A 12,707-nucleotide genomic window follows, 5' to 3' on the forward strand; every position below is an offset into this window, starting at 1 on the left:
TGGTCCCGCTTACGACCGGGTCGATACATAGCGGAACGACGACTGATTTCACACTGGTCAGCGACATGCTGATAGCTGGGCCAGCATTCGCCCTGGTCATTAGCGTTGTCAGCCAATTTAAGGAGCACCAACTTGCGCAGCGGATTCCCCACTTTGACCTTCATTGCCTTGACCATTAGCTCCATACTCACGATGCAACTCCTATTTGATTTGGGTGGAGGCCGTGATCACTGCAGGCGTTCCTTTTAAAAGGTTTCGGGGCGAGCAACCCCACGAACTGCCCACATAAAGCCCTGCTGCAATTGGGTCTTACTCAGAGAGACACACCGTTTGTCAGTATCCGGATGCGCCCCCAGCTTTTCGATTAACGCACCGCACTTTTCAGCCAGGCCCTTAGCCTCATTCATAAGCGCTAACTCTTCCTCGCTGAGTTCGCGGTAGCCCTTAATTTTTCGGTGTTGATTTTCCATTCTGTATTCCAATATTTTCAGTTAAAAGCTGCCGAACTCTCCCGGCTGTCACACCACTCCCCAGGTGACGGGTTTCCCGGTACACTGCTGGCTTTCACACCAACAGCAATACAGACTTTCCCTATGGACGACTCAGACGAGCGCATTGCCGCAGACATCCTCATTGCCTCCCTTCAGCGCGGTGGAGGAAACTCCTCACACTGGCCATCAGGTGAGATGATCGAAGACGACGCCGAGAAACTTGCGAGTGCCTTCCAAGTGATTTACGACGCAGTACGCAACGCGCATAAGAATTAGTGTCTGGACTACTAGCCCGGCCCCAGCTGGGCCTCATCCACTGTCTTGTTCAAACAGCACGAAATCCTTACTAGCGATGTGGGCAGAAAGGATTTCAACTACTAGTGCTCTCCCTTGCTCCGTTTTGAGGAATTCTGCGACTGCGCTCTGTATTTCCTGCTTGTTCACCCTTCTCTCCTGTATGGATACCCATGACTGGTGATTGATTAGCCGGTACTCTCTTTGCCCCTATAATCAGTAACTAGGCTGGCAGTGAGAACGGAGGCTGCGACACTCCCTTGCTCCTCTGGCACCGGACCAAAAATATCCGGACGCAGGTCATAGCGGGTTATGACGCCATTGGTTGACTGCTCAATTGGCAAACACCAATGGGGTGCAATCTTCTTGCGACCTGTCACCCAGGCAGAAACAAGCCCTTGGGTAACCCCGAGGCTTTGTGCAAGTTTTGCTTGCGTTCTTTTTGCCCTTACAGCTATTTGGATTGCATTCATACACTTATTAATACCCCGGATATTAATACTAGTCAATACCCCAGGTACTTGTCATCTAATAGTGGCGCTAATAATCTCAACCTATGAGCAAACCAAAACGCAAAATCACCCAAGAAGAGAAACAACTTGCTGAGAACCTCAAGCGCACATGGCTTGCAAAAAAGGGGGAACTGGGGTTGAATCAAGAAAAAGCTGGCGCCACACTGGGCATTACTCAGGGAGCCGTCGGGCATTATCTGAATGGTCGAATTGCCCTCAATACCAACATCATCATCAAATTTGCGAAACTTCTAAAGGTTGAGCCCAAAGATATTGATCCAGCTCAATCCATCACGTTTAACAGGGAGTCTGAGCGTGCAGTACAAGAGCCATCACCCGAACGCCACCAAAACATTTCAAGAGGTCCACGAATTCGCACGAGAATTCCGTTGATTTCATCCGTGCAAGCTGGAGATTGGGCAGAAATTGTTGACAATTTTCAGCCTGGCGAGGCAGAAGAATGGCGAGAAACTACGGCCCGAGTAGGACCGAACGCTTTTGCGCTCCGCGTTGAAGGAGACTCAATGACCTCCCAAACAGGTATTAGTATTCCTGATGGCGCCATTGTTGTCGTTGATCCGGATGCATCCTATAGTAACGGCTCTATTGTGGTTGCCAAACTGGTTGATGTTGAGGAGGCCACCCTTAAGCGCTTGGTGATCGATGGCCCCAACAAGTACCTGAAACCTCTTAACACAGCCTATGCCCCAATTCTGATCAACAGTAATTGCCGTATTATTGGCGTGGCCAAAAAAATGGAACTCGACTTATAAAAGGCCGAGTTCATAAGCAGGCACAAATAATAATCCGCCAATCACCCAGATCGGGGAAGTAGTCTTCCCTCATAGAGTCACTCCCCCACCAGTAAAACTATCCCTCTGATAACAATACCCCCTTAACCCCAACCCCTCATCAGTTCGCATAAAAGCACCTCAATTTAAAAAAATAATACCTCAGGTATTTACAATAATAATATCCATGGTATTGTTTGTGGGGCAAGGGAGTGCTATGCATGCCGTCAGCTCAACCACTCCATGCAATAACCTTACAAAGGAAGCCAAGTGATGGAGTACAGAAAACTGGCCCCCCGCCAGGCAGAAGCCCTTACACACCGCGCTCGCGGGCTTAGCAATGCTGAAACCGCCGCCGCTATGCGCTGCTCTATCGCCAATGTCGCCAACCTGTTGACTGAATGCTTCTTTAAATTGCACGCCCGTAACAGTACCGATGCCGTCGCTAAAGCCATTAAACACGGCCTGATCCAGTTCGGCCTGCTCGCCTCCATTCTCGTCAGCGCCGGCACCGATTCCCAGGAACAACTCCGTACCCGATTCCAGCGCAAACCCACCATTAAAACTATTCGCATTCGTAACCAGGGAGGGAGCACCGCATGAAGGGCATCAAATTTAGATCAATTCCGATCACCGACTCAGGGGAAGACCCCGATAGGCCAGTGGTCGGCAAGGAAGCCATTGTGCTGCAGGGCAATGTCCTCGGAAAGATGATCTGCCGCCGCCGTTCCAACGAGTCATTGGATTATCACGCGGTTCTAAACGTCTTCACCTGCAACACCTTCGTTGGCCTGGGTTCAGACCTGGCACAGGGCCACGGCGCAAACCGTGTAGAAGCTATTAAAGACGCCCTCATCAAAAGCCGGGAAGCGGCAACGGATTACCTCGCAACCCTCGATCACCTTGCACAGAAAATCAATGAGAGTGAGTTCGCATGAACTCTGAAGCGGTTTCACCACCGGACTACAGCGCACCAGCCTTTCTGGAAAAAGCCGCTCAGCATATGCGTGACCGTGCAGAACAACGTGATTCGGAAAATGGTGAGCGCTCCATGGCCAAAACCGTTACCGCTTTTAATGCCCTCTACGGGTTTGATCTCACGGAAGAGCAGGGATGGCTGTTTATGGTGCTACTGAAGCAATCCCGTGCAAGCTGTGGGGTGTTTGTACCAGACGACTATGAAGACGGTGCTGCCTACTTTGCCCTGGCCGGTGAAGCCGCAGCAAAGAACAGGAGCTAAAGAATTTCCACCGCGCCCCTGGCGCATTCAGTCAGCTGTAACCGTATGGGCTGCCTGTATGGGGCTCTCTTTTAAAACCTGCAGCAAGGTAAAGACATGAAATCCTTTCCCATTACTAAAGAGATGCGTAACAACATCGCCAGAATTTTCACCTCAAAGGCTGTTGAGAAGGAAATCCGTGCAATTGCCAAGGAGGCTGACCGGCTTAATGCAGTGTTCTGGAAGCAGTACGAAAAGAAACTGCGTGCAGCTTCCGGCATTCCTTCAACCCGCTGGCCGGAACTCATCCAGCAGGGGATCGCCATTCAATCTCATCAATACATCCCCAGCGTTACAGCAAAGAAGGGGACTAGGGAAGCCCTGCGTATCGATGGTGACTCCAATGCTGTGCAATTTATGAGTACTTGGCTTAACAGCGGCTTAATGGAAACACTGCGCAAGAGAATCGATAGAAGAGTCAGTTTTAGCAGAGACCTGACTCTTGTATTTACTGCACCAAAACCACTTGCGAGTATGAGCGGCGGCAATCTAATAGACGATCCCGAGCTTATTGCAGACATTGAAGCGTTAGAGCTGCGTACAAAATCCGTGCTAACCGCAGCCAGAGATTTCCACGACCAGGTACAGACCATTCTCAACTCTTGCCGTACCTCAAAGCAACTGCAGGAACTCCTCCCAGAGGGCGCTAAATACCTGCCTGAACCAGCGGATAAGGGCAAAAACCTAGTTCCCTCAGAGCTGGCCGCTTCCGTCACAGAGATGCTGCAAAAAGGTATCCCGCCGGTACAAACGACTGCGGCTTAACCGATACACCCCCACTGCTTGGGCCGCAGGTACTGGGCCCCTTTTTAAAAGGATCTAATTATGGAAGTCCAAACTATAAGTGCCGAACCCACCGAAGAGCTTCAGGCTCCAAAGCTTGAAATGCCCGAATGGAAAAAATTTGCAGGAAACGAGACTGCTGATCTTCCAGTAGGAATTGAGGAAGGCACCCCAATCGCCATCCGTCTGCGCCAGGGCACAGAGCATGCTGTATTTGCCGGCGACTCGTTTGATCTGCCATTGGGAGATTGGGATCACGGCGACCACGAAAAAGATATTGTGGCCTACCGCCTGCTGTCTGCCGAAGAGGCTCGGGAGTTTATAGAAGCCCAGGCTGTTATCAAATACTTCTCTAAGCGTTTGGATAGAGAGATTAATCACTGGGGTAATCTTGTTTATGAACTAAAAGCAAGATTCAGCAAACCCCTATTTGAGCACATGCTGCCAAAACTGGTTGCCGCCTTTCGTGTTCCTGAGGGCTGCGGGCATAAAGCAGTCACTGCTAACGCTTCCAAATCACAAGCCTGGATTTTACAGCAAGTCATGCCGGCGTTTAGCGAACCATCCAAGGATTGAATGCCCCTCGCAGGTGAAACAATGGCAGCTTATTACAATGAAATTGATCCCTTTTCCGCCCAGTGGTTAAGGGAATTAATTTCAGCTGGGCACATAGCGCCAGGTGAAGTCGATGAGAGGAGCATTGAAGATGTTTACCTGGATAAGCAGGCTATAGGTAGGGAGTTTTGAAAAGGGAAGATTCAGACGAAAAAAAGGGCCGGATAAGGCCCTTTTTTTATCCCCGCGAGTTTTTGTGCAGTTTTTGTGCACCTTGCAGAGTTCGATTTCTCTTCTTCTGCAACCCCTTGAAATACAAGGAAAATTTGGTGGAGCTAAGCGGGATCGAACCGCTGACCTCAACACTGCCAGTGTTGCGCTCTCCCAGCTGAGCTATAGCCCCGAATATTCTGTATTTTCGTCGAAAACGGGGCGCATTCTAACAAGCTTTAGGCACCTGTCAACAGAAAAAAGCACTTTTAATCAGGTAGTTAGCAACAAGCCTCCGGCGCTGAAGCCAGGGGGGCCGCACATGGGTTCATACCAGCACGGCGTACTCCTTCTCCCAGCGCTTCAGCACTTTTTTCCCTGCCCCGCCCAGGGTGTCTATTGCATGGCGCAACCGGGCGCGGCTGAGGTCTGGGCCCAGCAGTACCATGGCATCCATCACAGAAAAAGAGGCAGTGGTTCCACTGATCGCCACAAACAGAGGGGCATTGAAGTCTTTGAGCTTGATACCCATGGATGCAGCCAGCCCTTTTATTGTCTGGAAGATGCTGTCGCGATCCCAGGCGCGCAACGCTTCCAGACGCCATAAGGCAAATTGCAGTAGCCGTTTCTGCTCATCCAGCGCCAGCTTGTTGACGATAAAGCTTTCCTCTGTTAGGCCAAGCTTGCCCGAGGCAAGAAAGCTGACTAGTGGTGCAAAGTCACCAAAGGTTTCCATACGCTCACGGGCAAAAGGCAGGACCCTGAGCAGGTTTTTCCGGTTGAACAGCCAGTCGGTCAGGCGATCTGCGAGCAACTCGTCCCCCAGTTCACGGATCCACAAACCATTTAACCAGGACAGCTTCTCTACATCGAAAACCGGGCCACCCAGGGAAACCCTCTGAATGTCGAAGTGCTCAAGCATATCCCCAAGGGCGAACTTTTCCCGCTCATCCGGCATGGACCAGCCCATACGGGCAAGATAGTTCAGCAGAGCCTCTGGCATAAAGCCGGCGCGCTGGTAATAGAGTATAGAGGTTGGGTTCTTGCGCTTGGAGAGCTTGGTTTTGTCTGGGTTTCGCAACAGTGGCAGGTGACAGAGTACCGGCATCTCCCAGCCAAGGTATTCATACAGCAGTTTGTGCTTGGGTGCGGAATTGATCCACTCCTCACCACGCAGCACATGCGTAATCTCCATCAGGTGATCATCCACAACATTGGCCAGGTGGTAAGTGGGCATACCGTCGGATTTGAGTAAAATTTGAGCATCCACCTGAGCCCATTCTATCTCTATGGGCCCCCGCAGCAAGTCCTCCACCACACAGGTGCCGCTCTCCGGCACCTGCAAGCGCACAACATAAGGCATTCCGTCGGCACGGCGCTTTTCCACCTCTTCCAGTGGCAGTGCCAAATCGCTGGGCTTGAGCGCTATGCGCCCGGATTCCCGCAGTGCTTCACGAAGCTGTTCCAGTTCCTGTGCAGTTCGATAACAGTGGAACGCATGGCCTCTTTCCACCAATTCATCGCTATAAGCCCTGTAGATATCTCCGCGTTCACTCTGGCGATAGGGGCCATGGGGCCCACCCACATCTGGCCCCTCCTGCCAGTCCAGCCCCAGCCAGCGCAGGCTATCGAGAATCGCTTTTTCCGACTCCGGAGTACTGCGTTGCTGGTCGGTATCTTCAATACGCAAAATAAACTGGCCACCCTGCGCTCGGGCAAAACACTGGTTGAACAAGGCGATGTAGGCTGTACCAACATGGGGGTCGCCAGTTGGCGAGGGTGCTATACGGGTTCTTACACTCATGGCAAACCTGATTCAAGGTAAAATTAGAGGCTGTGAAAACGCGGGATTATAGCGCTGGCCAGCCCTGGCGCACAGACAAGGATTGTAAAAGTCTTTCATGCCACAGAGCAAAGAGGGCATATGAACATCGCACTATGTGTTAGTAATAAACTGTATTATTAGCTGTATTAGCGCAGGACACAGGATATAGTCCGGCCGGCATGTTAATCGAAGTTTCGCAAGAATTACTTCGCATAGCACCTCCCAATACAGTGGGCCAACTACCTGGCAAACCACACCATGTGAGAAAATGTCGTTCGCTCACTGGTCACTGGGGGCTTCTTTGTCAGCATATTGGCAGCTCCACCCCCCTCAAGTGCTACAGCGCTGGTTGATGCCATCCTTCCCGCCCGGTTTGCAACAGGGTCCACAGCGTCTATTTTTCCTATAAGGCTCGACTGTAGACCGGGGCCGAATCGCCTTTGTGGTGCTGAACGCTGACGTGCCCCCCCTGCTGACATATAGCATCTGCGACCTGGAGCCGACTGACATGCAAATCACCTTTCAGGGCGACACAATCTGTCCATTGGATAAAGTCTTCACCACCCTTGAGCCAGCTCAGCACCAGAGGACCTATGCTATTCAGTGCCACATCTGCTTCAGCCGTAATGGTACCCACTGGTATTTTCGCAGCGAACACCCACTGTTCGACAAACATACGTGTTTTTCCTTCAAACCGAGGGACTCCCAGCTCTCAGTGCCATTGGTGGACGGGTCCAACCTCACCGGCATCGGTTTCAATACAACCAGGGTGAAATTACTGGGCCTGATGCGCAGTGGTCACAAACCCACTACCCTAGCTACCCAGGGCTGTTGCAGCTTACATACCCCCCCGGTCTATCGGGTGGTACAGAATGGTATTGCAGGGTGGCAGTATATCCTGCTGCCTGTTGACAGATATTGTGACACTCAATCGGGAGTATTTCCTGGCCCGGAAATGCTATATCAAGCGCAGCAAATTACCATCAGGTTCACTGCAATGGACCCTCTACCAGACCACGGCTGTACCCAGGGAGACACAAGCTGGCAGCCCATCACATACGTTCAGGGAGCTTGCTGCTATTCATCTGCTTGCGGGAAGTAAGTAATGTCTACAGATTTTGATGTCGTGGTGGTAGGCGCAGGTATTCTCGGTGCAGGTACAGCCGAGGCATTGTCCCAGGCTCATCACTCTGTCGTTATACTGGAACAACTCGGCATCGCTGCGGCCACATCCTCGCGCTCATCCAAATTGATCCACGGTGGATTGCGTTACCTGGAGACCGGCCAATTCCGCTTGGTATATGAATGTTTGCGTGAAAGAAGTTGGCTGCTGGAAAATAAACCCCAGCTGGTACGTATGGTGCCCTTTTATATACCTGTCTACCGACATAGTAAAAGGCCACCTTGGATAGTCAGATTGGGACTCAGTCTCTATGCCCTGCTCTCCGGCGTGAAGCATGGCGTCTCACTTTTCCAATCATTGCCAAACTCTGATTGGGAAAGTCTGCCGGGCCTCAAACGGGAGGGCCTTCTCGCAGTATTTCGCTATTACGATGCACAAACCGACGACGCCGCCCTGACCCGTGATGTGGTCGCATCAGCTATCGCCCATGGCGCACAAATTATCTGTCCGGGCAGTTTGGTGGGGGCTGAAGTGACCGAGGGCGGTGTCCGCGTTGACTATATGGCTAACGGAAAGCTCAATACACTGCGTACCCATGCATTAGTCAATTGCAGTGGTCCTTGGGTGGCCACCACCAATGCGCGCTGTATTCCTCCACTGCCCCTGCCGCCTATTGATTTGGTTGCCGGTACACATATTTTATTGCCCTTGTCTCTAGGGAACAGAATCTTTTATATAGAAGCGAGTGATGGGCGCGCCGTATTTGTTATGCCCTGGCAGGACAAAACGCTGGTGGGCACCACCGAACGCCCCTACTATGGCGATCCTCGGGATGTAGCTCCCACTGCAGAAGAGAAGTCCTACCTGCTGCGTACGGTACAAAGTTACTTCAGCCAGACCCGCGGTTTACAAGGGGAAGATATCTATGAGAGTTTTGCCGGTCTTCGTGTACTGCCGAAGGTTGCGAGAAGCTCCTTTTCCCGCTCTCGGGAATCCATGATTTGTTGTGACAATAATAGAAAACCGCGTATCCTTGCGGTAGCTGGCGGCAAACTCACCAGTTATCGCGCCACCGCGCATAAACTGGTCAAGAAACTTCAGCCCACCCTGAGAAATAAGCCCCATGCACTACGGAACCCTCCTCGCCCCATCAATTCTTCGGAGCGGGAACGCAACCCCTAGGGGTTCCAGCACCTGTCAAGACCCCGACCTAAATATCACTGGCACTGTGAAACCGGCATGTCAGCATTCATTAATTTTGGCAATAGAATTTTTTTGCACCATCTCTTCAAGGGAGGAAAACTAAAAGGCCCTGCTGCCCCGACAAGAAATATGCAACTCCTTCAGCACTCCATTCGGCAAGTGCTCAAGCCAACACCGTTCCCCATCAGTTACGAGCTGGAATTTCGCTGGCCTCTGCATTTCTCGGCCAATAATCCGCATTTGACGGGGGCTGTGCTCTATGAGTAAAAGGCTGTCTTTGGTTAATACCTCTGGCCCAAGGCTTACCGGTATTCCTCCCATCGCCGCAGAAACCGTTTCCTGTAGTTCTGCACGAATCTGTGGGTTCACTTCAATTAGCACGGCGGGCTGAAGTACCAAAGCCGCTGACTGAGATTCACAACCAAAGGATATGACAGCGACAAGCAATAACAACAACACAGGTACTTTCATCTTTATCGCACCATAATACGATTGCTGCGAGCAATATCTTTAGGAACACGAGCATGCACCGCCGAAAGCCGTTCCTCGACCGGGGAAGCTGAGAATGTATTCGCTGGGATATCTCCGCAGCTGCCAGTATCAATATAGTTCAGTGCCGCTGCAAAGCGGGCTTCATTTTTATCCCCGAGAAGATGGGTAAAGTCATCGCCGAGTTTGCACCCAGGCAGGTGTGCCTCAGTCTGGTGAGAACCACCTGGTATAAAACCATTTGAATAATCACCAAATCCCTTGGCATTCACCCCGGTAAACTGGATCGTAAAATACGTTGTACCGCAGTTGCCCAACGGGTAGAACCCGTACGGCTTTCCACAGGTAGAGTCGCCGATCTGGACTACTTCGACATCAATACCGCGCAAGCCGTTAATGATTGCTTCACTGGCAGAACAGGTGCCTTCACTGGTCAGTACAAAAAGCCTTTGCAGGTTTAGAGATGGGAGCGCCATACCAGCTTGCACCGCACCAATTCCCTGACTGGTGTTATAAAAGGGCGTTGGCAGTAATTTCCGCTTTGTAATGGGATTGATATTGGGGTGCTGATCATTGAACCTGAACAATTCAAAAGTCCTACCCAAGGTAGAGTCGCCGGCAATCATATAAGCCAGTTCGCTGGCGATATCGAGAATTCCGCCGCTATTGTAGCGAAGATCCAGTATCAGTTCTTCGACGCCTTCACTCTTCAGATCTGACACTGCATTGATCAACTCCCCTTCAGCAGTGGCAATATGATCATTAAAGAGCATATAGCCTACTTTCCGCCCTGAATCTGTCTGCACCGACTTTACATATTGTACTGGGTCGGAAGTTACCGCTTTCGCAGTGAGTGTCACGGTAATAGGGACGGTTGCACCAGGGAGCAGAAGTCTGAAGGCATGCTGTTCTCCCGCCGAAGCAGGCCACATACCACTGTTCAGCGTTTCAATATCGTCACTGTTGGCCACGTTGACACCATCCACACTCAGCAATTCTGCACCACGCATTATATAGTCGGGCAAGCCTTCGGCGGTTTCTGTATCCAGGTAGGCAATCACTGCTCTTCGAGGTGGCTCAGCAGATAACAGTGCCCATTGGAAACCGTACCCAACAGAGACGCCGGATTCTGTCATTTCCAACCATTCCTCGGTAGGAATTGTAAAGTGAAATCTATCTTTTTCCTGGCCAGAGGCTGTCAGTGCAAGGGTTTTAAGCTCAGCAAAATATTCCAGTGAATCATCAAACTTGGCAGGATCTTGATCGACAATTTCGCTATACCATAAGTAGAGTTCGTGACTCATCGAGCGCAACCAGTTGTTCTCATCCAGGCGGGTGCCCAGCACATCTGTACCGCTGCGTGGTGAGACACACATCCCGTCAAAGTCAGAAGCAGGCTGGAATTCCCCTTCAGTCCAGGTAAAACTCTCGCCAGAAGAAGTATCGGAAGAACTTCCTTCGTTTCCACTACCACCACCACAAGCGACAAGACTAATGACTCCTAGACCAATTAACCCTCGCAAAACAAAAACAAACAAATTGGTACTCATTCTTCTATTTCCACTAGTACTTCTTATATCCAAAGCTGGCAAAAAGGAAGAGTATCATTTTCAAACAAATAATACGATAACCAAATAATTATCAAAAAATTTGGCTGTAGGTTTTATCTTATCAAACTGCTTATTTTTATAACCTGCAACTGGCTAAGTTCATTGAGACCCAACTTGCTTGTTTCCCGCGGCTCAATATCAGGCAATCAATCACCCATTTTTCCCAATACCCCCTGCAAACTGTCCTTTGCATCTCCAAACAGCATCCGGGCATTTTCCTTATAGAAGAGCGGATTGGCTACGCCCGCATAACCCGAGGCCATGGAGCGCTTGAGCACCACCACTTTGTCCGCTTTCCACACCTCCAGCACTGGCATCCCGGCAATGGGAGAACCCGGTTTTTCGACTGCATCCGGGTTCACTGTATCATTCGCACCAATGACCAGTACCAGGTCCGTACTGGGAAAATCCGGGTTTATTTCATCCATTTCCAACACGATGTCGTAGGGCACGTTGGCCTCCGCCAGGAGTACATTCATATGACCGGGCAGGCGGCCCGCTACGGGATGGATACCAAAGCGCACCGTCTTACCCATTTTACGCAGCCGATCGGTCAAGTCGCTGACAGCCTGCTGCGCGTGCGCAACGGCCATACCGAAACCAGGGACAAAAATAATCTTTTCAGCGACCTTTAGATCGTCGGCCAGATCTTGCTGACTGATCGACACAACCTCGCCCTCAACTTCATCATCGGAAACCACTCCACCTTCAGAGCCGAAGCCTCCCAAAATTACGCTGATAAACGAGCGGTTCATACCGCGACACATAATATAACTGAGAATCGCACCGGAAGAACCGACCAAGGCGCCTACGACAATCAACAAGTCATTGCCCAACATAAATCCGGTCGCCGCTGCAGCCCAACCAGAATAGCTGTTCAGCATGGAGATCACCACCGGCATATCGGCACCGCCGATTGCCGCAACCAGGTGAATACCAAGCAATAACGCAATTGCAGTCATCAGAAGCAGGTTTATCAGCGTGCCGGTGCTGACTTCTGCCGGCACAAACTCAATACCCAGCACTATACAGGCCAGAATCGCGGTCAGATTCAGCCAATGGCGGGCCGGCAGTGTCAGTGGTTTACCAGACACCAGTCCTTGCAACTTGCAGAAGGCGACAAGGGAACCGGTGAGGGTAATTGCACCAATAAACACACCGAGATAGATTTCTGTACTGTGCACCACATGGGCGGCCCCGCGCAAAGTCACTTGTGGATCGAGAAAACCACCCCAGCCAATTAATACCGCGGCAAGACCGACAAAACTGTGTAATAAGGCCACCATCTGCGGCATCTGGGTCATGGCTACACGCCTTGCCAGGGCAAGTCCGATACTTGCCCCAACCACCATCGCGACGGCTACCATCCAGAGGGCTCCGGTGGCGACGCCGGCTATGGTAGCAATAATGGCGACCGTCATACCCACCATACCGTAGAGATTTCCCCTGCGTGCTGTTTCGTGGCTGGACAGACCGCCCAAGCTTAAAATAAACATCACCGCTGAGAGCAGGTAAGCCATTGCTATCATTCCGTTCATCACT

At 51.2% G+C, this 12,707-nt stretch carries 18 protein-coding genes and 1 tRNA gene; 10 read left to right on the forward strand and 9 right to left on the reverse strand.

Annotated elements, in window-relative coordinates; all coding sequences use genetic code 11:
* Together ACL7TT_RS10205 and ACL7TT_RS10210 are read right to left on the reverse strand one after the other, a co-directional pair.
* The coding region (locus ACL7TT_RS10205) for a helix-turn-helix domain-containing protein (RefSeq protein ID WP_413395240.1) at window positions 1–185 on the reverse strand (185 nt) is incomplete at its 3' end.
* A 60-nt stretch (window positions 186–245) separates the two neighbouring features.
* Window positions 246–470, reverse strand: a complete 225-nt coding sequence (locus ACL7TT_RS10210; protein ID WP_413395174.1) for an Acb2/Tad1 domain-containing protein — start codon at window positions 468–470, stop codon at window positions 246–248.
* Window positions 471–593: 123 nt separating this feature from the next.
* On the opposite strand from ACL7TT_RS10210, the gene ACL7TT_RS10215 reads away from it, so the two are divergent.
* Window positions 594–767: a hypothetical protein gene (locus ACL7TT_RS10215; RefSeq protein ID WP_299947586.1), complete on the forward strand. Its 174-nt coding sequence runs from the start codon at window positions 594–596 to the stop codon at window positions 765–767.
* Window positions 768–800: 33 nt separating this feature from the next.
* On the opposite strand, the gene ACL7TT_RS10220 is transcribed toward ACL7TT_RS10215, so the two are convergent.
* Complete coding sequence (locus tag ACL7TT_RS10220) at window positions 801–935, reverse strand: hypothetical protein (protein ID WP_413395176.1); 135 nt, start codon at window positions 933–935, stop codon at window positions 801–803.
* Between the two features lie 38 nt (window positions 936–973).
* Entirely contained in the window at window positions 974–1,258 is a 285-nt protein-coding gene (locus tag ACL7TT_RS10225) for a helix-turn-helix domain-containing protein (protein ID WP_413395178.1), read from the reverse strand.
* 83 nt (window positions 1,259–1,341) lie between these two features.
* Between ACL7TT_RS10225 and ACL7TT_RS10230 the strand changes: the two genes are divergently transcribed.
* The 7 genes from ACL7TT_RS10230 (at window position 1,342) to ACL7TT_RS10260 (ending at window position 4,897) form a co-directional block, all read left to right on the forward strand.
* Complete coding sequence (locus ACL7TT_RS10230; protein ID WP_413395180.1) at window positions 1,342–2,070, forward strand: LexA family transcriptional regulator; 729 nt, start codon at window positions 1,342–1,344, stop codon at window positions 2,068–2,070.
* Between the two features lie 291 nt (window positions 2,071–2,361).
* Complete coding sequence (locus tag ACL7TT_RS10235; RefSeq protein WP_413395182.1) at window positions 2,362–2,691, forward strand: response regulator transcription factor; 330 nt, start codon at window positions 2,362–2,364, stop codon at window positions 2,689–2,691.
* Window positions 2,688–3,026, forward strand: coding sequence for a hypothetical protein (locus ACL7TT_RS10240; protein ID WP_413395184.1), 339 nt, complete (start codon window positions 2,688–2,690; stop codon window positions 3,024–3,026). Before ACL7TT_RS10235 ends, ACL7TT_RS10240 begins: the two co-directional genes overlap by 4 nt.
* Complete coding sequence (locus ACL7TT_RS10245; RefSeq protein ID WP_413395186.1) at window positions 3,023–3,328, forward strand: DUF6378 domain-containing protein; 306 nt, start codon at window positions 3,023–3,025, stop codon at window positions 3,326–3,328. The genes ACL7TT_RS10240 and ACL7TT_RS10245 overlap by 4 nt, the downstream gene beginning before the upstream one ends.
* 96 nt (window positions 3,329–3,424) lie before the next feature.
* The gene (locus tag ACL7TT_RS10250) at window positions 3,425–4,132 is read left to right on the forward strand and encodes an Nmad5 family putative nucleotide modification protein (protein ID WP_413395188.1); all 708 of its coding nucleotides are present in this window, start codon (window positions 3,425–3,427) and stop codon (window positions 4,130–4,132) included.
* A gap of 60 nt (window positions 4,133–4,192) precedes the next feature.
* Entirely contained in the window at window positions 4,193–4,726 is a 534-nt protein-coding gene (locus ACL7TT_RS10255) for a hypothetical protein (RefSeq protein WP_413395190.1), read from the forward strand.
* Between the two features lie 21 nt (window positions 4,727–4,747).
* On the forward strand, window positions 4,748–4,897 hold the full coding sequence (locus tag ACL7TT_RS10260) for a hypothetical protein (protein ID WP_413395191.1): 150 nt from the start codon (window positions 4,748–4,750) through the stop codon (window positions 4,895–4,897).
* 135 nt (window positions 4,898–5,032) lie between these two features.
* On the opposite strand, the gene ACL7TT_RS10265 is transcribed toward ACL7TT_RS10260, so the two are convergent.
* From ACL7TT_RS10265 to ACL7TT_RS10275, 3 genes are all read right to left on the reverse strand, one after another.
* A tRNA-Ala gene (locus ACL7TT_RS10265) sits at window positions 5,033–5,108 on the reverse strand.
* Window positions 5,109–5,243: 135 nt separating this feature from the next.
* Window positions 5,244–6,719: a glutamate--tRNA ligase gene (gene gltX / locus ACL7TT_RS10270; RefSeq protein ID WP_413395193.1), complete on the reverse strand. Its 1,476-nt coding sequence runs from the start codon at window positions 6,717–6,719 to the stop codon at window positions 5,244–5,246.
* A 424-nt stretch (window positions 6,720–7,143) separates the two neighbouring features.
* Entirely contained in the window at window positions 7,144–7,416 is a 273-nt protein-coding gene (locus ACL7TT_RS10275; protein ID WP_413395195.1) for a hypothetical protein, read from the reverse strand.
* Window positions 7,417–7,845: 429 nt separating this feature from the next.
* On the opposite strand from ACL7TT_RS10275, the gene ACL7TT_RS10280 reads away from it, so the two are divergent.
* Entirely contained in the window at window positions 7,846–9,045 is a 1,200-nt protein-coding gene (locus ACL7TT_RS10280) for a glycerol-3-phosphate dehydrogenase/oxidase (protein ID WP_413395197.1), read from the forward strand.
* A gap of 57 nt (window positions 9,046–9,102) precedes the next feature.
* Entirely contained in the window at window positions 9,103–9,333 is a 231-nt protein-coding gene (locus ACL7TT_RS10285; protein WP_413395199.1) for a hypothetical protein, read from the forward strand.
* 206 nt (window positions 9,334–9,539) lie between these two features.
* Here the strand turns inward: ACL7TT_RS10285 and ACL7TT_RS10290 are convergent, their stop codons facing one another.
* Both ACL7TT_RS10290 and pntB read right to left on the reverse strand, forming a co-directional pair.
* Window positions 9,540–11,105 carry a S41 family peptidase gene (locus ACL7TT_RS10290; protein ID WP_413395200.1) on the reverse strand — a complete coding sequence of 522 codons (1,566 nt, stop codon included), beginning with the start codon at window positions 11,103–11,105 and terminating at the stop codon, window positions 9,540–9,542.
* Between the two features lie 206 nt (window positions 11,106–11,311).
* Entirely contained in the window at window positions 11,312–12,703 is a 1,392-nt protein-coding gene (pntB, locus tag ACL7TT_RS10295; protein WP_413395202.1) for a Re/Si-specific NAD(P)(+) transhydrogenase subunit beta, read from the reverse strand.
* Window positions 12,704–12,707: the final 4 nt, after the last annotated feature.

Source organism: Microbulbifer jejuensis (assembly GCF_047289955.1).
Taxonomy (GTDB): domain Bacteria; phylum Pseudomonadota; class Gammaproteobacteria; order Pseudomonadales; family Cellvibrionaceae; genus Microbulbifer.

Excerpts from the sequence above, each read along its gene's own strand:
- ACL7TT_RS10260 (WP_413395191.1), top strand. The coding sequence starts at position 4,748 with ATGGCAGCTTATTACAATGAAATTGATCCCTTTTCCGCCCAGTGGTTA.
- ACL7TT_RS10225 (WP_413395178.1), bottom strand. The coding sequence starts at position 1,258 with ATGAATGCAATCCAAATAGCTGTAAGGGCAAAAAGAACGCAAGCAAAA.
- ACL7TT_RS10215 (WP_299947586.1), top strand. The coding sequence starts at position 594 with ATGGACGACTCAGACGAGCGCATTGCCGCAGACATCCTCATTGCCTCC.
- ACL7TT_RS10290 (WP_413395200.1), bottom strand. The coding sequence starts at position 11,105 with ATGAGTACCAATTTGTTTGTTTTTGTTTTGCGAGGGTTAATTGGTCTA.
- ACL7TT_RS10285 (WP_413395199.1), top strand. The coding sequence starts at position 9,103 with ATGTCAGCATTCATTAATTTTGGCAATAGAATTTTTTTGCACCATCTC.
- ACL7TT_RS10280 (WP_413395197.1), top strand. The coding sequence starts at position 7,846 with ATGTCTACAGATTTTGATGTCGTGGTGGTAGGCGCAGGTATTCTCGGT.
- ACL7TT_RS10240 (WP_413395184.1), top strand. The coding sequence starts at position 2,688 with ATGAAGGGCATCAAATTTAGATCAATTCCGATCACCGACTCAGGGGAA.
- ACL7TT_RS10245 (WP_413395186.1), top strand. The coding sequence starts at position 3,023 with ATGAACTCTGAAGCGGTTTCACCACCGGACTACAGCGCACCAGCCTTT.
- ACL7TT_RS10250 (WP_413395188.1), top strand. The coding sequence starts at position 3,425 with ATGAAATCCTTTCCCATTACTAAAGAGATGCGTAACAACATCGCCAGA.
- ACL7TT_RS10230 (WP_413395180.1), top strand. The coding sequence starts at position 1,342 with ATGAGCAAACCAAAACGCAAAATCACCCAAGAAGAGAAACAACTTGCT.
- ACL7TT_RS10275 (WP_413395195.1), bottom strand. The coding sequence starts at position 7,416 with ATGTTTGTCGAACAGTGGGTGTTCGCTGCGAAAATACCAGTGGGTACC.
- ACL7TT_RS10255 (WP_413395190.1), top strand. The coding sequence starts at position 4,193 with ATGGAAGTCCAAACTATAAGTGCCGAACCCACCGAAGAGCTTCAGGCT.
- ACL7TT_RS10235 (WP_413395182.1), top strand. The coding sequence starts at position 2,362 with ATGGAGTACAGAAAACTGGCCCCCCGCCAGGCAGAAGCCCTTACACAC.
- gltX (WP_413395193.1), bottom strand. The coding sequence starts at position 6,719 with ATGAGTGTAAGAACCCGTATAGCACCCTCGCCAACTGGCGACCCCCAT.
- pntB (WP_413395202.1), bottom strand. The coding sequence starts at position 12,703 with ATGAACGGAATGATAGCAATGGCTTACCTGCTCTCAGCGGTGATGTTT.
- ACL7TT_RS10210 (WP_413395174.1), bottom strand. The coding sequence starts at position 470 with ATGGAAAATCAACACCGAAAAATTAAGGGCTACCGCGAACTCAGCGAG.